The sequence below is a fragment of the Methylogaea oryzae genome (genome assembly GCF_019669985.1).
Classification (GTDB): Bacteria; Pseudomonadota; Gammaproteobacteria; order Methylococcales; family Methylococcaceae; genus Methylogaea; species Methylogaea oryzae.
This window is the reverse complement of sequence record NZ_AP019782.1, coordinates 1,230,373-1,253,584: the sequence shown is the minus strand read 5'-3', so window position 1 is coordinate 1,253,584 and position 23,212 is coordinate 1,230,373. Positions and strand designations below refer to the sequence as shown.

8 protein-coding genes are annotated in these 23,212 nt (G+C 66.5%); 4 read left to right on the top strand and 4 right to left on the bottom strand.

The features are described from left to right. Position 1 precedes the first annotated feature (1 nt). From K5607_RS05925 to K5607_RS05910, 4 genes are read left to right on the top strand one after another with little or no spacing between them, the layout of a single operon-like run. Entirely contained in the window at positions 2-1,045 is a 1,044-nt protein-coding gene (locus K5607_RS05925; protein WP_221048502.1) for a hypothetical protein, read from the top strand. After that, the gene (locus tag K5607_RS05920; protein WP_221048501.1) at positions 1,042-9,840 is read left to right on the top strand and encodes a non-ribosomal peptide synthetase; all 8,799 of its coding nucleotides are present in this window, start codon (positions 1,042-1,044) and stop codon (positions 9,838-9,840) included. The genes K5607_RS05925 and K5607_RS05920 overlap by 4 nt, the downstream gene beginning before the upstream one ends. Beyond that, complete coding sequence (locus tag K5607_RS05915; protein ID WP_221048500.1) at positions 9,837-17,507, top strand: non-ribosomal peptide synthetase; 7,671 nt, start codon at positions 9,837-9,839, stop codon at positions 17,505-17,507. The genes K5607_RS05920 and K5607_RS05915 overlap by 4 nt, the downstream gene beginning before the upstream one ends. 12 nt (positions 17,508-17,519) lie before the next feature. After that, entirely contained in the window at positions 17,520-19,622 is a 2,103-nt protein-coding gene (locus tag K5607_RS05910; protein ID WP_221048499.1) for a heavy metal translocating P-type ATPase, read from the top strand. 91 nt (positions 19,623-19,713) lie between these two features. Here the strand turns inward: K5607_RS05910 and K5607_RS05905 are convergent, their stop codons facing one another. The 4 genes from K5607_RS05905 to K5607_RS05890 are packed head-to-tail and all read right to left on the bottom strand — an operon-like array spanning position 19,714 to position 23,133. Beyond that, entirely contained in the window at positions 19,714-20,364 is a 651-nt protein-coding gene (locus tag K5607_RS05905; protein WP_221048498.1) for a glutathione S-transferase family protein, read from the bottom strand. Positions 20,365-20,401: 37 nt separating this feature from the next. Continuing rightward, on the bottom strand, positions 20,402-21,613 hold the full coding sequence (locus tag K5607_RS05900; protein ID WP_246598967.1) for an aminotransferase-like domain-containing protein: 1,212 nt from the start codon (positions 21,611-21,613) through the stop codon (positions 20,402-20,404). 5 nt (positions 21,614-21,618) lie between these two features. Beyond that, positions 21,619-22,212, bottom strand: a complete 594-nt coding sequence (locus K5607_RS05895; protein WP_246598966.1) for a glutathione S-transferase family protein — start codon at positions 22,210-22,212, stop codon at positions 21,619-21,621. An 18-nt stretch (positions 22,213-22,230) separates the two neighbouring features. Then, a complete protein-coding gene (locus tag K5607_RS05890) occupies positions 22,231-23,133 on the bottom strand; it encodes a DMT family transporter (RefSeq protein ID WP_221048495.1) in 903 nt (300 codons plus the stop codon). Positions 23,134-23,212: the final 79 nt, after the last annotated feature.

Below are 23,212 nucleotides of genomic sequence, written 5' to 3'. Positions count from 1 at the left end.
CATGCTGGCGGAGCTGTGGGCCTATTTCGCCACGCCTTGCCGGCCGGCCCTGCGACGGTTGGGCTATTTGCGCGAGGCCGTCGCCATCGCCGCCCGCCACCGGCGCTGCCGCGCCGCCTGGCAGCCCCATTTGCGACACACCCGCGATGCCCTGCTAGCAGCGACGGACCGGCTGGAGCGGCGCCGCACGGCGCTGATCCTGGGCAGCGGCCACTTGCTGGACGTGCCCCTGGCGGAATTGGCCGGGCGCTTCGACCAGGTGCTGCTGGTGGACGCGCTGCATCCGGCCGCGGCCAGGCGCCAGGCCCGCCGCTACGGCAATGTGCGGTTGATCGAACACGACCTGACCGAATGCGCCGACGCCGTCTTGGCCTTGCCGAAACAGGCCGGCGAAACCGACCTCGCCGAACTGGGCCAGCGGTCGCCGCAGCGGTTTCTAGACGACGCCGGTATCGACTTCGTCGCTTCCGTCAACCTGCTGTCGCAACTGCCTCTGGCGCCCAGCCAGTGGCTGCTGCAACACCGGCCACGCTTGAGCGATGCCGCCGTCAACACCTTCGCCCTGGCGTTGATGCAAAGGCACCTGGATTACCTCGCCGCCTTTCCCTGCTCCGCCTGCCTCGTCGCCGACGCGGAACAAGTCACCCACGACCGCGCCGGCGCCACGCTGGAACGCACCGATCTGGCGACGCATTTCCGCCTGGACCGGCTGGCCTATCTCTCCTGGTGGTGGGAAATCGCCCCGCCCGGAGAGCTGCCGCACGGCGCCTACGCCCGGCATCGGGTGATCGCCTGCCGGCTGCAAAAAAATATCGCCATGTCGTCGCTCCCGCGTTGCAGCGAGGGAACGCCGCTCGAGGCGCGCCAACCGCCAAACCCTGGCTCGCAGCGACTAGCCGAACCCAGCGGCTATATCTCTCCGGCACAAGCTAAGGCAAACTACCAACAGGCAACGGACAGCCGCGACACGCCAGCCACGCGGCTCGAACCGCCGGTGGGGCCGTCCGCCGCGTACGGCGCGCCGAAAAAGGAAATGAACGGGTGAACGCAACCATACTGATAGAAATGCTCACGGAACAAGACATTGCGCAAATTCGACGCGGCAACGACACCGAAGCCGCCTACGCCGACCACGCCACCCTGGTCGACCTGATCCACGACCAGGTGAACCTAGCTCCCGACCGGACGGCGGTGGCCTTCGAAGACCAATCCCTGACCTACGGCGAACTGTGGGCGCGTTCCACCCGGTTGGCGCGCTATTTGGCGTCCTTGGGAGTGACCCGTGAAACCCTGGTGGGCATCTGCGTGGAGCGCTCCCTGGATATGGTGGTCGCCATCTTGGGCACTTTGCGGGCGGGCGGCGCCTATGTCCCCATGGACCCCGACTATCCGCGGGCCCGCATCGAATTCATGCTGGGCGACAGCCAAGCGCCGTTCCTGTTGACCCATAGCCACCTGGCGGCGAAGCTGCCGAGCCGGGACGGCACCGCCGTCATCCATCTGGATCGGCCGTGGCCGGCTCCGGCGGAAAGCGACGACGCGCCGCTGCCGGCCAAGATCGATCCCGACCAGCTGGCCTACGTGATCTACACCTCCGGTTCCACCGGCAAGCCCAAGGGGGTGATGATCGCCCATCGCGGCTACTGCAACCTGGCTTGCTTCGAGGGTCGTTATTTCGGCATCACCCCGGACAAGCGGGTGCTGCAATTCGCCTCCCTCAGCTTCGACGCCGCCTGCTTCGAACTGGCCATGGCCCTGCCCCACGGCGCGCAACTGCACCTGTGCCGCCGGGAAATCCTGCTGTCGCCGCACCGGCTCGCCCAGTTCCTGCGCGAACAGCGCATCACCCATGCCTGCCTGCCGCCGTCCATGCTGGCGGCGCTGCCGCAGGAGCCTTTGCCCGACCTGGAATGCCTATTGGTGGCGGGCGAACGCTGCCACGAGCAACTGGTGCTGCGCTGGGCCGTGGGCCGCCGGTTCGTCAACGGCTACGGCCCGACCGAATCCACCGTTTGCACCACCCTGATGGAGTGCCGCCCCGACGGCGGCACGCCGCTGATCGGCCGCCCCATCGCCAATCTCCAGGTATACGTCCTGGACGACGCTAACCGGCCGCTGCCGGTGGGCGAAGTGGGCGAACTGTGCATCGCCGGCGTCGGCTTGGCGCGGGGCTATCTGGGCCGGCCGGAGCTGACGGCGGAAAAATTTATCGAGGTGGAGCTGTTCGGCCAACAGCGCAGAATCTACAAGACCGGCGACCTGGCCCGCTGGGTGGCGGCGCCCTCGGCCGACGCCGGCGCGGAAGCGGCAACCCTGTGCCTGGACTTCGTCGGCCGCAAGGACGACCAGGTCAAGCTGCGGGGTTTCCGCATCGAGTTGGGCGAAATCGAAACGGTACTGTCCCGCCACCCGGCCGTGCGCGACTGTGCCGTGGTGCTGCATCAGCGGGACGGCGACCAGCGCCTGGTGGCCTATGTCACCCTGCACGATGCGCCGCCCGCCGACCAAACACCGGGCCAGGTGCTGCGCGCCTGGACCATGGAGTTCCTACCCGACTACATGGTGCCCGGCGCTTTTGTCGTGCTGGACGAAATGCCGCTCACCCCCAACGGCAAAGTGGACCGCCGGCAACTGCCGGAGCCGGAATCGCTGCGCCCGGAATCCGCCCAACCCCTGGTCGCCCCCCGCGACGAAACCGAACGCCGTCTGGTGCACGTCCTGGAAGAACTGCTGGGGGTCGAACCCATCGGCATCCACGACGATTTTTTCACCCTGGGCGGCCACTCCCTGCTGGCCGGCCGGCTGCTGGCCCGGCTGCGCAAGGATTTCGCCACGGACATTACTTTTTCCGAACTTTTCCAGGAGCCCACCGCCGCCGCCCTGGCGCGGCTCGTCCAACAACAGGCCGGCGGCCGGGCGCGTTCCCTGGAATTCCCGCCCCGGCCGGCGCTGTTGCCGGCCCTGCCGGCCCAGGAGCGGGTGTACTTCCTGCAAGCGCTGATGCCGTCCATGGCCGCCTACCAGTGCCAGGAGCGCATGACGCTGAAAGGCGCGCTGGACGTGTCCGCGCTGGAGCGCGGCCTCAGCGAGATCGTCGCCCGTCACGAGATTTACCGCACCACCTTTCCCGCAGTGGACGGCCGGCTGGTGCAAGAGATTCATCCGCCCTACCCGATCCGGTTGCCGGTCATCGACCTGCGCGGGCTGGATGCGGTGGAACAGGAGATCGAGCGCCAAACCGAACAGGCCATGCAGCGGCCCTTGGCCATCGACCGGCTGCCGCTGATCCACTGGACCCTGCTGAAACTGAAGGACGACGAGCACCTGCTGATCCATGTGGAGCACCACATGGTGCACGACGGCTGGTCCTTCCAGGTGTTTCTCGGCGAACTGCTGGCCCTGTACCGGGCCTATAGCCAGGGCCAGCCGTCGCCGTTGACGCAGCCGCCGCCCCAGTTCGCCGATTACGCCTGCTGGCAGAACGTTTGGCTCGCTTCCGACGACGCGGCGCAGCAACTGGCCTACTGGACGCAGAAACTCGCCGGTTGCCCGCCCCTGCTGGAACTGCCCTACGACCGCCCGCGCCCGGCCCGGCAGACCTTCAACGGCGAAAAGCTGCGCCAGGACTTGCCGCTGGAACTGTGCCAGGGGCTGCGCCGGCTCGGCCACGAGCGGCACGCCACCCTGTTCATGAGCATGTTCGCTGCTTTCCTGGTGTTGATGCACCGCTACAGCGGGCAAACCGACCTGTGCATCGGCTCCGGCGTGGCCAACCGCAACGCCGCCGAGCTGGAAGGCATGATCGGCATGATCGTCAACACTCTGGTGCTGAGGGCCGATTTGGCCGGCGACCCCCGCTACGTGGAGCTGTTGGCCCAGGTGCGGGAGGTGACGCTGGAAGCCTATGCCCGCATGGAGCTGCCCTTCGACAAGGTGGTGGAAGCGCTGAAGCCGCAGCGCGATTTGAGCTACAACCCGCTGTTCCAAGCCGTGTTCAGCTTCCACGACGCCCAGCAGCCGCAGCTCAAGCTGCCGAATCTGGAAATTTCCACCCACGACTCCCTCGGCAACCACAGCGCCAAATTCGACTTGAACGTGGTGGTCATCCCCCGCTCCGAGCAGCGCCAGGGCCAAAAAGGCCACGGGGTAGCCGGCACGCAGAGCAGCGAAGGCATCACCCTGGTGTGGGAGTACAACAGCGACCTGTTCGACGGCTCGTCCATCCAGCGCATGATGGATCACTATCAAGCCTTGGTGGAAGAAATCGTCAACCGACCGGACACGAGGATTTCCGGCCTGGCGTTGATGCCGCCAACCGAATGGCAACGCTTGGCTGCGCTGACCCAGGTCGAACGGCCGTTTCCGCGCGAATCCACCGTGGTGGCGCTGTTCGAAGCCACGGCACTGGCACAACCGGAGCGGCCCGCCGTCGTCTGCGGCGACCAAGCGCTGACTTACCGGGAACTCAACCAGCGCGCCAACCGCCTGGCCCGGCGGCTGATCGCCCTGGGGGTCGGCAGGGAAACCCTGGTGGCGATTTGCGCGGAACGCTCGCCGGAATTGGTCATCGGCCTGCTGGGCGTGCTCAAGGCCGGCGGCGCTTACCTGCCGCTGGACCCCGCCTATCCCCCGGCGCGGCTGGAATTCATGTTGAAGGATTCCGGCGTGCGGCTGCTGCTAAGCCAAAGCCACCTGCTGGAGCAGCTGCCCCGCCACGACGCCGTGGAAACCCTCTGCCTCGACGGCTTGGAAGAAGGCGGCAACGCCGACAATCCCAGCAACCGGGCCGGGCCGGACGACCTGGCCTACGTGATTTACACCTCCGGCTCCACCGGCCAGCCTAAGGGCGTGATGATCGAGCATCGCGGCCTCACCAATCTGATCCACTGGTACGGGCAACTGCTGGACCTCGGCAGCGACGACCGCAGCACGCTGCTGGCCGGCGTGGGCTTCGACGCCTCCGCCCTGGAGCTATGGCCGGCCCTGTGCTGCGGCGCCTGCGTACAGGTGGTGCCGACACCCTTGCTGGTGGGCGGCGCGGAATTCGGCGACTGGCTGCAATCCAACGGGATCACCAAAGCGTTCCTGCCGACGCCGCTGCTGGAAAACCTGCTCAGCGCGCCGTGGCGGGCCAGTTTCGTCCAGAAGATCGCCACCGGCGGCGACCGCCTGCACGGCTATTTGCCGGAAGGCGCCCCGTTCCGGCTCTACAACGCCTACGGCCCCACCGAATGCACCGTCGTCGCCAGTTGCGGCGAAGTCGGCCGCAAGAACGCGGCGGACCCGGAATTTCCCGGCATCGGCGGCCCCATCGCCAACACCGGCCTATTCATCCTCGACGAACATCTCAACCCGGTGCCCATGGGCGTGCCAGGCGAGCTGTGCGTGGCGGGAGCGGGCCTGGCCCGCGGCTACCTGAATCGGCCCGAGCTGACGGCGGAAAAATTCGTCGAAGTGAACCTGTTCGGACAGAAACACCGCGTTTACCGAAGCGGCGACCGCGCCCGCTGGCGGGACGGCAACCCGCCGTCGCTGGAATTCATGGGACGCCTGGACGGCCAAGTCAAGCTGCGCGGCTTCCGCATCGAGACCGGCGAAATCGAAGCGCTGCTGATGCAGCACGCCGCCGTCAAAGAGGCGGCGGTCGAACTGTACCGCCAGGACGGCAACCCACGGCTGGTCGCCTATGTCGTGGCGGATTCCGCCGCCCCGACGCTAATCGACGAGCTGCGCGCCTGGCTGAAAAACAGCTTGCCGCAATACATGATTCCGGCGGACTTCGTGCAAATGGATAGCCTGCCGCTGACCGCCAACGGCAAGCTGGACCGCCGCGCCCTGCCCGCCCCCGGCGCGGCCGGCAAGCCGGAAGTGCCGGTGGAAGGCGGTATCGCGCAGGAAATCGCGCAACTCTGGCAAGAGCTATTGAACATCGAGGCGGTGGGTGCCCACGACCGCTTCTTCGACGTGGGCGGACACTCGCTGCTGATGCCCCAGGTGCAAAGCCGGCTGGAAGCGCGCTTCGGGGTGACCATCCCCATCGTCAAGCTATTCGAACACCCGACCGTGCATGCCCTGGCCGGTTATATCGCCGGACTGCTGGGTGGGCAAATATCCCCGGTAGGGTGGGCGACCGATAGGTTGCCCACCCTAGCGCCTGATGCAGTCTCGGCTTTTGGTGGGCAAGCTAACGCTCGCCCACCCTACCAATGCTGCGACATCGCCATCATCGGCATGGCCGGCCGCTTTCCCGGCGCCGCCGACCTGGAAGCGTTTTGGCACAACCTGCGCAACGGCGTGGAGTCCATCACCTTTTTCGACAACTCCGAATTGCTGCGGGAAGGCATACCCGCCGAGTGGCTGGACAACCCGAGCTACGTGAAGGCGGCCGGAGTACTGGCGGGGATGGATTTGTTCGACGCCCCGTTTTTCGGCTACACGCCGAAGCAGGCGCGCATCACCGATCCCCAGCACCGGCTGTTCCTGGAAACCGCCTGGCAGGCGGTGGAAAACGCCGGCTACGACGTGGATCGCATCGCCGTCCCGGTGGGGGTGTTCGCCGGGGTGGGCGACAACAGCTATCTGACGCAGCACCTGCTGGCCAACGGCGAAATCATGGCCGACCTGGACTTCCACCAGCAGCGCATCGCCAACGAAAAAGACTTCGTCGCCACCACCACGGCCTACAAACTCAACCTGAAAGGCCCGGCCGTGACGGTGCAGACCGCCTGCTCCACGTCCCTGGTGGCGGTGCATATGGCCTGCCGCAGCCTGCTGGACGGCGAGTGCGGCATGGCGCTGGCGGGCGGCGCGTCGCTATCGCCATCCCAGGTCAAGGGCTATTGGTACAAGGAAGGCATGATCGCCTCCAAGAGCGGCCACTGCCGCGCCTTCGACGCCGATGCGGATGGCACCGTCGGCGGCTACGGCGTCGGCGCGGTGCTGTTGAAACCGCTGGAACGGGCGTTACAGGACGGCGACACCATCTACGCCGTCATCAAAGCCAGCGCCATCAACAACGACGGCGCCGCCAAAGTGGGCTTCGCCGCGCCGTCGGTGGAAGGCCAGGCGGCGGCCGTCGCCGCGGCCATGGCCGGCCTGGACTACGAGTCCATCGGCTACATCGAGGCCCACGGCACCGGCACCTCCCTCGGCGACCCGGTGGAAATCGCCGCCCTGGCGCAGAGCTACGGCCCACACACCGGCAAGAAAGGCTATTGTGCCATCGGCTCGGTAAAGCCCAACATCGGCCACTTGAACGCCGCCGCCGGCATCGCCGGGCTGATCAAAACGGTGCTGGCCCTGCAACATGGGGAAATTCCGCCCAGCCTCAACTTCCAGCGCCCCAATCCGAAGTGCGGCTTGGAAGCGACGCCCTTTTACGTCAACGCCGCCCTCGCCCCTTGGCCGGTACCGCCTGGGCAAAAGCGCCGCGCCGGCGTCAGCTCCTTCGGCATCGGCGGCAGCAACGCCCACGTGGTCTTGGAGGAAGCCCCTCCCCGCACCCCGGCAAGCGATGACGGAAAATTCCAACTGGTATGCCTGTCGGCCAAAACGGACACGGCGCTGCGCGAAGTGCTGCGCAACCTGGCCGGCCACATCGAAGCCCACCCGGATTTGAATCTGGCGGACGTGGCTTTCACCTTGAACACCGGGCGCAAGGCGTTCGAGCGGCGGCTGGCCCTGGTGGCCGCCAGCCTCGCCGGACTGCGGGACGCACTGCTGGCGGCGCTGGCCTCGGAAACCTTGGTCGGCCCAACGGCGGATTCCCAATGCGATGAGCAAGCCTCGGAGCTCCGAAAGCTCGGGCAAAGCTGGATGGACGGCGAAAACCTGGATAGCCCGGCGCTCTATGCCGGCGAGCGACGCTTGCGACTGCCCTTGCCCACCTACCCCTTCGAACGGCAGTCCTATTGGGTCGATCCCTCGCCTCTACGGAACGACGGCACCCCGCGGCCAGCGGCGGCCACAGGCAAGCTACCGCTGGACAACTGGTTTTATCTGCCGCGCTGGCAGCAAAGCGTGCCGCCCTCGCTGGCCGCCGACGCCCGGCGTCTCGCCATCGGCCGGTGGCTGGTGCTGGCCGATCCCGCCGGCATCGGCCACGAGCTGGTGCAAGCGCTGCGGCGGCGCGGCGACCAGGTGGTGGCGGTGCGAACGGGCGATGGGTTCGGCATCGAGCCGGACGGCGGCTACGCCATCGATGCGGCCAACCCGGCCGACTACCGGCGCTTGCTCGACGTGCTGGCTGAACAAGGGGCGGTGCCGCAAGCCGTTGTCCATGCCTGGGGATTGGCGGAAGCATTCGAGCCGGAAAATATAGAGCGCATCGAATCGCTGAATTTCTTCAGCCTGCTGTATCTGGCCCAGGCCCTCGGCGGGCGAACCGGCGAGCCGCTCCACCTGTATACCCTGTCCAACCAGGCTCACCCCGCCCCCGGCACCACGGGCCTCCATGCCGGCGGCGCCTTGCAACAAGGGCCGCTCCGCGCCATTGGCGGGGAAAATCCGGCCATCCGCTGCAAGGCGATCGATATCGCCCTGCCGGCCTCGGACACGGCTGGGCTGGTTGCGGCCGTCATCGACGAATGCCTGACGGCCGACGCAGCCCAGTTGGTGGCCTACCGCCACGGCGAACGCTGGCTGCGCCGCTTCGAGCCGGTGCGCGCGCCCGCTGCGGCGGAAACTCCCCCGCCGCTGAAACAACAAGGCGTTTACCTCATCACCGGCGGGCTGGGCGGCATCGGCTTGAGCCTGGCCCGTTACCTGGCCCAGACGGTACAAGCCAAGCTGGTTCTCACCGGCAGAACCGCGCCGCCCCCTCGGGAGGACTGGGCGAATTACCGCGCCAGCCGCGCGGAAGACGATCCGCTGTGCCGCCAGCTACGGGAAATCGAACACATCGAAGCCCTGGGCGGCGAGGTGTTGGCCCTGGGCGCGGACGTATGCCGCCTTCAGGACATGGAAGCGGTGCTGGCCGAAGCCGAAGCCCGCTTCGGCCGCATCGACGGCATCGTCCACGCGGCGGGCCTGCCCGGCGACGGCGTCATCCAACTCAAAAGCCGGGAGGCTGCCGCGGCAGTGCTGTCCCCCAAGGTGCAAGGCAGCCTGGTCGTCGGCACGCTGGCGCAACGCTTGGAAGGCTTGGACTTCCTGCTGTTCTGCTCCTCTCTCAGCTCGGTGCTCGGCACCGCTGCCGGCCAAATCGATTATTGCGCCGCTAATGCCTTCGTCGATGGCTACGCCTGGCAATTGCGCGCACAGGGCCTACCGGCCGCCAGCATCAACTGGGACGTGTGGCAGCAGGTGGGCATGGCGGAACAAGCCTGCCGCCGCTTGGCTGGTACCCGGCAGGACTACGCCGACAGCGTGCGCGCCTTCGGCATCACGCCGCAGGAAGGGATGGAAGCCTTCGGCCGCATCCTCGGGCTGGCGAGCAAGCCGGCCTTGGCGCAAATACTGGTCTCCACCCGCGACTGGCACAGCCGCTCGCGGGAACCGTCCGTAACGGATGCGGACGGCAAGCCACCGCAAGCCGTGCCCGCCGGCAATGGCGGCGGCGACATCGAAAAAGAACTGGCCGCCATCTGGCAAAGCTTGCTGGGCGTCGAGGACATCCGCCGCCACGACGACTTTTTCGCCCTGGGCGGCGACTCCCTGGTGGCCACCCAACTGGCCGGCAAAATCGCCGCGACGTTCCAGGTGGGCCTGCCCTTTGAAAGCGTGTTCGCCCATCCGGTCCTACAGGACATGGCGGAACTTATCAGGAACCGTAAAGGACCGCCGGCCGGTGCCGACCGGACGGAGCAGGAAGACGAGGAAATGGAAGAAGGCTATCTATGAAACCGCTGCGGGATTTTCTGGCCCAGCTGGAAGCAAAGGACATTCGGCTGTGGCTGGAAGGCGACGGCCTGCGCTTCCGCGCGCCCAAGGACGCCTTGACGGCCGACTTGCGGCAAGAACTGGCGACCCGCAAGCAAGAAGTCATCGCCGCCTTGGCCCAAGCCGGCGGGCCTGAACCCATAGCGCCGCTGCCGGAAGGCGCGGACATCCCCATCTCCTACGCCCAGCAGCGCCTGTGGTTTCTCGCCGGGATGGAACGGGACAGCCCGGTCTACAACGTGTTCGCCTGCTACGTCGCGGCCGGCGCGCTCAACGCCAAGGCACTGGAAAACGCGCTGGCCGACTTGGTGCGACGCCATCACAGCCTGCGCATGTGCTTCCCGGAGGTGGAAGGCAAAGCCGCAGTGAGGCTGCTGGAGGCCTACGCGCCGCTGCAGATCGACGACCTGAGCCACCTGAGCGGCGCGACCCAGCGGCAGGCGCTGGACCGGCACGTAGAATCCCTGTCCCACTTCCGTTTCGATCTGGCTACGGGACCCTTGTTCCAGGCGCGATTGCTGGTGCTGGGCAACGACCGGCACGCGCTGCTGTTCGCCATGCACCACATCATCTCCGACGGCTGGTCCATGAGCCTCATGTACCAGGAACTGTCGCAGCTCTACACCGCCTACAGTCGCGATGAAACGCCCGCCCTGGCGCCGCTGTCCATCCACTACGGCGACTACGCGGCCTGGCAGCGGCGGCGGCTCAGCGGCGCAACGCTGGACGCCCTGCTGGATTACTGGCGCGGCCAACTGGACGGCGCGCCGGAATTGCTGGCCTTGCCGACCGACCGCCCGCGTCCGCCCGTCATGAGCTACCGGGGCGGCCATTTCCAAACGCGGCTAGCCCCGGACGCGGCGCAACAACTGCGTGCCTTGAGCCGGCAACAGGGCTGCACCTTGTTCATGACGTTGCTGGCCGCTTTCTACCTGCTGCTGGCCCGCTACAGCGGCCAGCGCGACATCGTAGTGGGCGTCCCCATCGCCAACCGCACCCAGCCGCAAACCCACGGCTTGATCGGCTTTTTCGTCAATACCCTGGTGATGCGGACGGTGTTGGGGGAAGAGCAAAGCTTCCTGGATCTGCTGCAGCAAGTCCGGCAAACCGCCATCGGCGCCTACGACCACCAGGAACTGCCCTTCGAAACCCTGGTGGAGCGGCTCAACCCGGAGCGCAGCCTGGCCTATGCGCCGCTGTTCCAGGTGACTTTTTCCCTGTTGAACGAGCCCATGGAGCAACTCCAGTTGCCCCAGCTGCGAGTCGAGCCTTTGCCAGACCGGACCATCGTGCCCTACTCCAAGTTCGACCTGGGCCTATTGCTGATGGAGCAAAAAGACGGCCTGCTGTGCACCTGGGAATATGCCGCCGACCTGTTCGACGGCGCTACCGTGGAACGCATGGCCCGCCGCTACGAAACGCTGTTGCAAGCCATCCTGCAAGACCCCGGCCGCTGCATCGACGACCTGCCGCTGTTGCCGCCCGAGGAAGCCGCGCGGATCCAGGCCTGGAACCGCCGCGCAGCGGCCGATGCGCCGGAATGGTCGGTCATCGACCAATTCGAGGATCGGGCGGCGCGCTGCCCCGACCGCACCGCCCTGGTGTGCCGGGGCGTGGCGACAAGCTACCGGGAGCTCAACCGGCAGGCCAATCGCCTGGCGCGCCGACTGCTGGAACGGGGCGTCACGGCGGAAACCGTGGTGGCGGTGTGCCTGGAAAGCTCTCTGGAAATGCTCGCCGCCATCCTGGCGATCCACAAGGCGGGCGGCGTGCACCTGCCCATGGACCCCAATTACCCCAGCGCCCGGCTGGCGTTCGTGCTGGAGGACAGCCGCGCCGCCCTGCTGCTGACCGGCGCCCCCCTCCTGCAACGCTGCGCCAGCCTGCCGGCCGTCGAGACCCTTTGCCTGGAAGCAGACGTTGCCACCGCGCCCGCCGACGACGCCAACCCGGCCAGAACCACCCGGCCGTCGGATGCGGCCTACATCATCTATACCTCCGGCTCCACCGGGCAGCCCAAGGGCGTGGTCGTCGAGCATCGCGGCTTGGCCAACACCACGGCGTGGTGCATGGCCTATTTCGGCGTCCGGGACACGGACCGCTGCCTGCAAGCGGTCAACGTGGCTTTCGACGCCATCATGCTGGACCTGTGGCCCTGCCTTTGCAGCGGCGCGGCGCTGTACGTCGCCGAACCCGGCCTGCTGGCATCCAGTGACGACTTGAAAGCCTGGCTCGACGACCATGGCATCACCCTGGCCGGCCTGCCCACCCCCATCGCGGAAAGCCTGCTGAGCGACGGCTGGCGCAGCCGATCGCTGACCCGACTGTTCACCGGCGGCGACCGTCTGCACCGCTATCCGCCGCAGACGGCCAATTTCAAGCTGCACAACCTGTACGGCCCCACCGAATGCAGCATCGTCACCTCCGCCACGCCGGTGCTGCCGAAGCGGCCGGCCGACCCCGAGTTCCCGGCCATCGGCGCGCCCATCGCCAATACCCGCATCGTCATCCTGGACGGACGCGACAACCCGCTCCCCATCGGCGTTCCCGGCGAACTGTGCATCGCCGGAACCGGCCTGGCGCGGGGCTATTTGAACCGGCCGGAGCTGACCGCGGAAAAGTTTTGCGAAGTAGAGCTGTTCGGCCGCCGCGAGCGGGTTTACAAGAGCGGCGACCTGGCGAGATTGCGCTGCCTAAATGATTCCACCGGGGATTTGACCGTCGAGTTCCTCGGCCGCATCGACCAGCAAGTGAAACTGCGCGGCTTTCGCATCGAGCTGGGCGAAATCGAGGCCGCGCTGGCGCAACACGGGGCGGTGGACGAAGCGGTGGTGCTGCTCTACGACAAGCGCGGGGAAAAGCGCCTAGTGGCTTATGTCACGCCGTCCATCGCTACCGACGAGCTGCGCGCTTGGCTCAAGGCCTGGCTGCCGGACTACATGATCCCCGCCGACTTCATCGCCTTGGACCAACTGCCCCTGACGCCCAACGGCAAGGTGGACAAGGCCGCCCTGCCGGAACCGCATATCGCCGCCGCTAGCGGCCCGGCGCAGGCGGCGCCGCCCGGGGACGAAACCGAAATGCTGCTGTGCAGCCTGTGGAGCCAAGTGCTCGGCCTGCCCATCGACAACGTCCACAGCGATTTTTTCCGTGCCGGCGGCCACTCCCTGGTGGCGACCCAGCTCGCTTCGCGGCTGCGCGACAGCTTCGGCGTGGAAGTGCCGGTGAAGGCCATTTTCGAATACCCGGTGCTGAAGGATTTGGCCGCTTGGCTGCGGCGCCAACAAGGCGCGCCGGAGCTGCCGCCGCTGTTGCCCTTGGCGGACGGCGAGGAGCCGGTGCTGTCTTTCGCCCAGCGCCGGCTGTGGTTCCTGGCCAAGCTGGACGGGCAAAGCACCACCTACAACATCCCGGCCGCCTTGCGCCTGGAAGGAAACCTGAACCGTCCCGCCCTGCAAACGGCGCTGGCAACATTGATACAACGGCACGTCAGCCTGCGGCTGTGTTTTCCGGAAATCGACGGCCGGCCGGCGCTGCGGGTGCGCGACGGGGACGTGCCGCTGGCGGTTACCGACTTGAGCGGCTTGCCCGAGGCCGACCGGCAAAAAGAATTGAACCGGCTGATTGCCGAGCACGCGCTGTTTCCCTTCGACCTGGCGGCGGGACCGCTCATCGACCTGCGCCTGGTCAAGCTGGGCGAGACCAGCCACGTGCTGTTGCTGAACCTGCACCACATCGTCAGCGACGGCTGGTCCATGGGCATCTTCCTGCGGGAATGGCGCGAGCTGTACGACAGCCAGGTGGAGGGCCGCCCGCCGCGGCTGGCCGATCCGGGCGTGCAATACACCGACTACGCCGCCTGGCAGCGCGGTTGGCTACAAGGCGAGTTCCTGGAGCGGCAACTGCATTACTGGGAAACCAAGCTGGCCGGCGCCCCCGCCCTGCTGCACCTGCCGACGGACGCGCCGCGCCCGGCGCTGATGAGCTACAACGGTGCCCGCCTCAAGCGCGTGGTGCCGCCGGCAGTCGGCCAGCGCCTGGAGCAACTGGGCCGGGAGCACAGCGCCACTCTTTACATGGTGCTGCTCGCCGCCTTCGACGTGTTGCTGTACCGCTACAGCGGCTGCGACGACATCCTGGTGGGCAGCCCCATCGCCAACCGCACCCACAGCCGCACGGAAGACATCGTCGGCCTGTTCGTCAACACCCTCGTCCTGCGCACCCGCATCGACCCATCGGCCGATTTTATCGACCTGTTAAGCGCCGTGCGCCGCACCGCCCTGGAAGCCTACGCCCACCAGGACATTCCTTTCGAGTACCTGGTGGAGCGACTGAAACCCCAGCGCAGCTTGAGTTACAGCCCGCTGTTCCAGGTGATGTTCTCGCTGCAGAACGCCCCCATGGAGGCCCTGGAGCTGGCGGAGCTAAACGTGTCTTTCCTGCCCCACCAATACCCCATCGCCAAATACGATTTGACCCTGGACGTGGTGGAGCGCGCCGACGGGCTGCACTGCCATTGGGAATATTGCAGCGACCTGTTCCAGGCCGAAACCGTGCTAGCCATGGCGGAGCATTTCGCCCTGTTGCTGGAAGCCATCGCTGCCGACCCGGCCCGCTGTCCGCACCAATTCCCCATCCTGCCCCAGGAAGAAGCGCAGCGGCTACGGGCGCTGGGCGAAGCGCGCGAGGAATTCCCCGGCCAGCCGACCGTCGTCGGCCTGTTCGACCGGCAGGCGAGAGCAACGCCGCAGCATCCCGCCCTGCTGTCCGACGCCGGCCAGCTTAGCTATCGACAACTGGCCGCCAGGGCCGACCATCTGGCCGGCCGCCTGATCGACCTCGGCGTCCAAACCGGCGACATCGTCGCCATCTGCATGGAACGCGGCGCCGACATGGTGGCCGCCCTGCTGGGCGTGCTCAAGGCGGGGGGCGCCTACCTACCCATCGATCCCCATCACCCCCAGGCGCGCATCGCCCTGCTGCTGGAAGAGTGCGGCACCCAGCTGGTATTGACGCAAAGCGGGACTTGGCACGCGCTGCCGACATCCGCCGCCAAAGCCGTGCCGGTGGATGCCCTGTGGCAATCCATGCCCGACGGCATCCAGCCCGTCGACCGCAGCCGCCCGGACGGCCTGGCCTACGTCATCTACACCTCCGGATCCACCGGCCGGCCCAAGGGCGTGGCGGTGGAGCACGCCGCCCTGGCGGGGCACTGGCACGCCGCGCAACGGATTTACCGCGTCACGCCGCAAGATCGGGTGCTCAATTTCGCCGCCTTTACCTTCGACGTGGCCCTGGAGCAGATCACCGCCGCCCTGCTGGCCGGCGCCACCCTGGTGCTGCCGCCCCACGACGTGTTGGACGCGCAACGCTTCTTGCAATTCATGCGGCACTGGGCGGTGACGGTGGCGGACTTGCCGCCGGCTTACTGGCAACAGGTGCTGACGTTGTTGGAGAAAGCGGAAGAGCTGCCGCCCGCCCTGCGCCTGCTCATCCTGGGCGGCGAAGCGCTGGATGCCGGACTGGCGCGAAGGACGGCAGAACGCCTGGCGCACCGGCCGGAACTCACCGTGCTGAACGCCTATGGGCCAACCGAGGGCGTCATCACCGCCACGGTGTTCCAAGTCGACGGCGACACGGGGCAACAGCGTTTCGCCGCCAGCGCCCCCATCGGCACTCCCCTGGCCAACGTGGGCGCGCACATCCTGGACCGGAACCACAGGCCGGTGCCCATCGGCGTGCCCGGCGAGCTGTGCATCTCCGGCGCGCTGGCCAGGGGCTACCTCAACCGGCCGGAGCTGACGGAGCAGAGCTTTATCGAACTGGAGGTTTTCGGCCAGAGACGGCGCCTGTATAAAACCGGCGACCAGGCCCGCTGGGTCAGGACCGATGGCGACGGCTTGATACTGGAATTCCTCGGCCGCATGGATCACCAGATCAAGCTGCGCGGTTTCCGCATCGAGCCGGGCGAAATCGAAACCGTGCTGGCCCGCCACGAGGGTATCCGGGAAGCGGCGGTCATCCCCTCGCCCCACGGCGGCCAATTGGTGGCCTTCGTCACCGGCCAGCCGCCGGAAGACCTGCGGGAGTGGCTGAAGCGGCAGTTGCCGGATTACATGGTGCCGGCCTCCTTCGTCACCCTGCCCGCCCTGCCGTTGACCAGCGCCGGCAAGGTGGATCGCGCCGCGCTGGCCGGCATGGTCGAATCGGGCGGCGACGCCAATACGGCGCCCGCCTACACGGCGCCGCGCAACCCCGCCGAGGAACGGCTGTGCGAACTGTGGCAAAGCTTGCTCGGACGGGAACGGGTCGGCATCCACGACGACTTCTTCGAGCTGGGCGGCCACTCGCTGCTGATGACCGAACTGACCTATCAAATCCGCGAGGTCTTCCAAACCGAGGTTTCCCTGCGCCGCCTGTTCGAATCCCCCACCGTCGCCGCCATGGCCGGCCTCATCACCCACGGCGAGCGCACAGGCCCCGCGCTGGATTTAGCCGGCGAAGCCACGCTGGAACCGGACATCGTCCCCACCGCACCGTGGAGCCCGGCGGCGCCGGAAAAGCTTTTATTGACCGGCGCCACCGGTTTTCTCGGCGTTTTCCTGCTCCACGAACTGTTGCGGCAAACCTCGGCGGACATCTACTGCCTAGTCCGTTGTGCCGACGGCGCAGAAGGCAACCGCCGGCTGCGCGAGCAGCTGCAAGCCCACCGGATCTGGGACGAGGCTTTCGCGCAACGCATTATTGCCGTTCCGGGCGACCTGGCCCAAGCGGGGCTGGGCATGGCGCCGGAGCAATACCGGCAATTGGCCGAACAACTGGACGGCATCTACCACAACGGCGCCCTGGTCAACCACGTCTATCCCTACGAGGCGCTGAAAGCCGCCAACGTGGCAGGAACCAAGGAAATCCTGCGGCTGGCCGTCGCCGGCGGCAAGACCAAGCCGGTGCATTACGTCTCGTCCATCCTGTCCACGGAAGGCGACGATGCGACGCCGGTGGTGAAGGAAACCGACTTCCCGGCGCCGGAACAAGTGGCCGGCCAGGGCTATCCGCAGACCAAATGGGTGGCGGAAAAGCTGATGCGCAACGCGGCGGAACGGGGTATTCCGGTCTACGTCTACCGGCCCACCCGGGTGTGCGGGCACAGCCTGACCGGGGTGTCCAACGGCAAGGACTTCCTGACCCTGTTGCTGCAGGGCTGCCTGCAAATCGGCAGGATGCCGCCGATTGCCGGCGTGTGCGACAATCTAGTGCCGGTGGATTACGTCAGCCGTGCGCTGGTGCACCTGTCCAAGCAACGCGAGTTGGCCGGCCAGACTTTCCACTTGTCCAATCCCCACTCGACCCCGCTGCGCGAGCTGTTGCTATGGGCGCAATCCTACGGCCACCGCCTGGAGGAAGTGCCTTACCCCGCCTGGAAACAGGCGCTGGCCCAATCGCGCGACAATCCTTTGTACCCTTACCTGGCGAACCTGCCGGAGGACAACGTGTTTGCAAGACCCGCATCCCAGGATGCCGCCCGCATCGACTGCCGCAATACCCTGCGAGGACTGCAAGGGTCGGATATTGTCTGCCCCCAGGTCGATCGCGCTTTGTTCGGCCGGCAGCTTGCCGCCCAGACCTAACCCGGAGCCCCCATGATTCTGGAATTTTTAGTACTCAGCGGCCTGGCCTTCGGCTACAACAAAAAGACCCAAGGCACTAACGAGCTGTGGCCGACGGCCAAGCCCCAGCAGCCCGATCGCGGCAAGCCCGCCGCCGACGGCCTGAAAAAAACCAAAAAGCTGTTGAAGGAAGTGGTGGAGGCCCTGAGCGGATCGGAACGCAACCTCCAGATCCAGGAAATTTCCGTGGACGGCGAGCAGCCGGTCAGCGAATTCGACCAGAAAATCAACCGGCACATCCTGCTGTCCTCCGGCATCACCGGCACCGCCCTGCTGGGCGCCACCTTCGTTCCGGCGCTGCATATCGCCGGGGTGGGGGGCGTGCTGTACATGGCCTATCCGCTCTACCGCAAAGCCTACGAAGACCTGAAGAATAAGGAGCTCACCACTTACGTGACCGACGCCGTCATCGTCAGCGGCGTGTTGGCGACCAACCACCTGGTGGTGGCGGCCATGATGGCCTTGCTGGGCAACGTCGCCATGAAAATGCTGACCCGGCTGGAGGACAACTCCCGCAAGCAGTTGATCAACGTGTTCGGCAAACAGCCGGGACGGGTGTGGGTGGCGCGGGACGGCGTCGAAGTGGAAACGCCGCTGGAAAGCCTGCAAAAAGGCGACATCGTGGTGGTCAACGCCGGGGAAGTCATCGCCGTCGACGGCGTCATCAAGGAAGGCATGGCCAGCATCGACCAGCACATCCTCACCGGCGAAGCCCAGCCGGTGGAAAAAGGGGTTGGGGACCAGGTGTTTGCCGCCACCGCCGTGCTGTCAGGCAAGCTGCTCATCGAAGTGACCAAGGCCGGCAAGGACTCCCTGGCGGCGGAAATCGGCAACATCCTCAACCATACCGAAAGCTACAAAGACACCCTCAAGGCGCGCGGCCAGAAAATCGCCAACGACTTCAACACCCCCACCCTGTTGCTGGCGGCCCTGACTTGGCCGACCATGGGTTCGGAAAAAGCGCTGACCGTCCTGTTCTCCGGACTGGGCTACAACATGCGGTTTTTAGGAACGTTCAGCGTATTGAATTACCTGCACGTCATTTCCCGCCAAGGCGTGCTGATCAAGGACGGCCGCGCCTTCGAGTCCATGAAGAACGTGGACACCATCGTGTTCGACAAAACCGGCACGCTGACCCTGGACCAACTGGAAGTCGGCCGGCTCTATCCCTTCGGCGGGCTGAGCGAAGACGCCTTGCTGGCCCATGCCGCCACCGCCGAACACCGCCAGCCCCATCCGGTGGCGCTGGCCATTACCGCCGCCGCCAAGGAGCGGCGGCTGGAGCTTCCGGAAATCGACGAAGGCGCCTACAGCGTCGGTTACGGCATCAAGGTGCGCCTGAACGGCGGCAAGCGCGAAAAATTCATCCGGGTCGGCAGCGCCCGCTTTCTCGCCAACGAAGGCATCGCTATGCCGGACGAAGTGGAAGCGATCCGCAGCCAAGCCGACGCCTGCGGCTACTCCCTGGTGCACGTGGCGGTCGACGACCGCTACAGCGGCGCCATCGAGCTTCGCCCCATCATCCGCCCCGAAGCCAAGGCGGTCATCGAAGAACTGAAAAAGCGCGACCTGCAGCTCTACATCATCTCCGGCGACCACGAGGAGCCTACCCGCAACTTGGCCGAAGCGCTGGGCATCGACAACTATTTCGCGCAAACCCTGCCCGGCGACAAGGCGGCCCTGGTGGAAGGCCTGCGCCAGCAAGGACGGTTCGTTTGTTTCGTGGGAGACGGCATCAACGACTCCATCGCGTTGAAAAAAGCCAACGTCTCCATTTCCCTGAAAGGCGCCTCCACAGCCGCCACCGACACGGCCCAGATCATCTTCATGGACGGCACGCTCAACAAGTTGAACCGGCTGTTCGACATCGGCGACGACTTCGAACACAACATGAAGATCAACCTGGCGAGCAGCATCGTCCCCGGCGTGGTCTGCATCGGCGGCGTGTTCTTCGCCCAGTTCGGCCTGGTGGCCGGCATCGTCAGCTACTACGCCGGCATGCTCGCCGGCCTGGTCAACACCATGCATCCCTTGCTGAAGTACCAGGAAGAAGAGGAGGAGGAAGGGCAAGCGTAGGTTGGGTGGACACGGTTGTATCGTTCCCACGCTGCAGCGTGGGAACGATAACGCGAAATGCCTGCCCTACAAGACTTTTGCCGCCCGCGGCTCACTCGTCGAATGCCGCAATCGTCTCGCTTTCCTGCCGGCCGGCGGCCGTCCATTCGGCCATGGCGGGGTTTGCCAACACATGGTCCACATAGGCTTGCACGGCCGGGCCGCCGTCCAGCCGGTAGGTGTGGAAACGCAGGGCCACCGGCGCATACATGGCGTCGACGATACCGAAGCGGCCGAACAGCCAGGGGCCTTCCCCGGCGTAGCGCTCGCGGCATTCCCGCCAGATTTGGCTGACGCGGGCGACATCCTTGCGGGCGGCTTCGGATAAATCCTTGGCGGCCGGCGGGCGGCGGCAGTTCATGCCGCATTCGTTGCGCAGGGCCTGGAAGCCGGCGTGCATTTCCGCCGCGAGGCTGCGGGCCGTGGCCCTGTCGCCCAGGTCCTCGGGCCAGCCGCGGGTTGCCGGAAAGCGCTCGGCCAGATATTCCAGGATCGCCAACGAATCCCACACGACTATGTCGCCGTCGCGTAGGGCCGGCACTTTGCCGGACGGCGAACGGGCCAAGATTTTCGCTTTGGAATCCTCCCGATACAGCGGGATACGGACTTCCTCGAAAGCGATGCCGTGGTGTTTCAGGTAAAGCCAGGGCCGCAGGGACCAGGACGAGTAGTTTTTGTTGCCGATGACCAGGGTCAAACTCATGGGAATCACGCTCCTTATGGATAACGATATGAAAGATTCATGCCGCCAGGCCCGGCGTTAACCGGCCCGGCTCGATGCACTCGCCGAGCACTTGCGCCAGCCGCGCGACGCCGCGCTCGATGTCGGCCGGCGCCGCGTGGCTGAAATTCAGCCGCAGCGCCGGGTAGCGCTGTTCCGCCAGGGGGAAGAACGGATCTCCCGGCATGAAAGCGATGTTGCTCGCCAGGGCGATTTGCAGCGCGGCCAGGGTGTCGCATTCCCCGCTTAGCCGCAACCAGAAGAACAAGCCGCCGTCGGGCAGACGCCATTGGGCCAGCCCCGAAAAATGGCGCTGCAAGGACGCCTGCATGGTGTCGCGCCGTTCGGCGTAGACGCCGGCCAGGTTCGCCAAATGCCGTTCGAAAGCCTCCCCTTCCAGAAAGCGCGCCAGCCAAGCCTGGCTGATGCGGTTGCTGTGCAAATCGCTGGCCTGCTTCAGTCGCAGCAGCCAGGGGAACAACGCGGGCGAGGCGGCCAGATAGCCGATGCGCAGGCCCGGCGCGGTGATTTTGGAGAAGCTGCCCAGATACACCCAGGGCGCGCGGCGCAAATAGGCGCAAATGGGCGTCCGCTCCGCCGGCCCGTAGGCCAGGTCGCGGTAGGGATCGTCCTCCACCAGCGGCACGCCGGCTTCGTCCAGCACCGCCGCCACGGCGCGGCGGTTAGCCTCGCTGTAACAGTAGCCGGTCGGGTTCTGGAAGGTGGGGATCAGGTAGACGAAAGCCGGCCGCCGGCGGGCGATGGCCTGGCGCAGCGCCTCCGGATCGATGCCGTCCTCCGACAAGCGCAGGCCGTGGAATTCGGCGCCGTAGACGCGGAACGCCTGGATGGCGGCCAGGTAGGACGGCGCTTCCAGCAACACCGGCGAGCCTTCGTCGATGAACAGTTTGCCCACCAGGTCGATGCCCTGCTGGGAGCCGGAAGTGATCAGCACCTGTTCCGCGTCGCAGGCCAGGCCCAGTCCGGCCAGCCGCGCCGCCACCGCCTCGCGCAGCGGCTGCTCGCCTTCGCTGGCGCCGTATTGGCGCGGGTCGCCATGCAACGCGGCGAAGTCCAGCTTTGGCATCAAATCGTCCGCCGGCAGGCCGCCGGCGAAAGAGATCACCTCCAGCCGCTGGGTCACTTTGAGGATTTCCCGGATCAACGAGCCGGCCACCCGTTCGGTGCGGCGGGACAAGGGCGGCGTCGAGGCCGCATTGTGCGCGTCCATGGCCGTCATAGTCCCGGCATCCCGACGTAACCGGGCAAAGCCTGGATGCGGGCGATCCATTGCCGCACTTGGGGATAATCGTCCAGCGCCACATCGCCTTCCGGCGCCAGGGCGACGTAGGGATAACAGGCGATGTCGGCGATGGTCGGGCCGTCGCCGGCCAGCCAGGAACCGTTGGCGAGACGGCTTTCCAGCACCGCCAGGCCGGCCTTGCCCAGTTGCTGGCACTGCGCCAGATCCCCCGGCCGGTTGAACAGCTTGATGACGCGGGCGCGCGCCAGGCCGTAAAGGATTTCGTTTTCCGACAGGGCCAGCCATTGCATGACCCGGGCCAGGGCTTCCGCCTCGCCGGGCAGCCAGCTTTCGCCGCCGTACTTTTTCGCCAGGTAAACCAGGATCGCCATGGAGTCCCACACCACCGTGCCGCCGTCGTCCAGCACCGGCACCTGGCCGCGCGGATTCAGTTGCAGGAAAGCGGCGCTTTTCTGTTCGCCCTTGAACAAGTCCACGGCAACGGACTCGCAATCCAGGCCCAGCAAGGCGCAAAACAAGCGAATTTTGTAGCAGTTGCCGGACAGTTCCATATCGTACAGTTTCATCATCGTGCTCCTTGTCGTTTAGAGGGGTTTCGGACGGACGGTCAAACGGGACGGCGCGCGCTGGCTGACCCACAAGCTGGACACCACGACGGCCGCCACCGCCAGCATGGAAGCGCTCAAAGGCTCGCCCAGCAACAGCGCGCAAGCGCCCAGGGTCAAAAACGGCTGCAACAGTTGAATCTGGCTGGTGCGGGCGATGCCGCCCAGGGCCAGGCCACGATACCAAAACATGAAAGCCAGGAATTGGCTCACCAGGCCCACATAGGCGAAACCGGCCCAGGCCTCGGCCGGCGCGACCGGCGGCGTGCGCAACGCGATCCAGATCAAAGGCGCGGCCAGCAGCGGCGCAGCGATCACCAGCGCCCAGCAGATCACCTGCCAGCCGCCCAACGCCGGCGCCAAGCGCGCCCCTTCCGCGTACCCCATGGCGGCCAGCAGCGCCGCCGCCAGCAGCCACAGGTCGCCCAGGCGGAATACGCCGTCGCCGGCGTGCAGGGAAAAAGCGAATACCGCCGCGCCGCCGGCCAGGCTGGCGAGCCAAAAGCGCGCCGGCAGCCGCTCCCCGGCCAGCCGGGCGCCCAGCAAGGCGGTCGCCAGCGGCGTGATGGACAGGGTGATGCCGCCGTGGGAAGCGGGCAAGTCCTGCATGGCCCAGGCGGTCAGCACCGGAAAGCCGACGATGACGCCCAGGGCCACCAGGCTCAGGCCGCGCAGATGGCGCAACCCCGGCCAGGGCTGGCGGGTCAGCCGCAGGGCGACGGCCGCCAACAGAGCCGCCAACACGCCCCGGCCCAGGGCGACGAACCAGGGGTCCAGGTGCAATACCGCCAATCGCGTGGCCGGCAAGGTCAGGCTGAAACCGGCGATGCCGAAAAAGGCCAGGATTCCGCCTTGGCGCCGGTTGCTGTGTTCCGTGGTCATGGGTGCTGCCTCCGTGGGTGGGTCTGGCAAGCACAATAGGCTTCAAACGCAGGACAATACAGGTACAATTCCACGAAAT

Bases quoted from the DNA above. Each gene is read 5' to 3' on its own strand.
- K5607_RS05925 (WP_221048502.1), top strand. From the start codon at position 2: ATGCTGGCGGAGCTGTGGGCCTATTTCGCCACGCCTTGCCGGCCGGCC.
- K5607_RS05915 (WP_221048500.1), top strand. From the start codon at position 9,837: ATGAAACCGCTGCGGGATTTTCTGGCCCAGCTGGAAGCAAAGGACATT.
- K5607_RS05910 (WP_221048499.1), top strand. From the start codon at position 17,520: ATGATTCTGGAATTTTTAGTACTCAGCGGCCTGGCCTTCGGCTACAAC.
- K5607_RS05905 (WP_221048498.1), bottom strand. From the start codon at position 20,364: ATGAGTTTGACCCTGGTCATCGGCAACAAAAACTACTCGTCCTGGTCC.
- K5607_RS05900 (WP_246598967.1), bottom strand. From the start codon at position 21,613: ATGGACGCGCACAATGCGGCCTCGACGCCGCCCTTGTCCCGCCGCACC.
- K5607_RS05895 (WP_246598966.1), bottom strand. From the start codon at position 22,212: ATGAAACTGTACGATATGGAACTGTCCGGCAACTGCTACAAAATTCGC.
- K5607_RS05890 (WP_221048495.1), bottom strand. From the start codon at position 23,133: ATGACCACGGAACACAGCAACCGGCGCCAAGGCGGAATCCTGGCCTTT.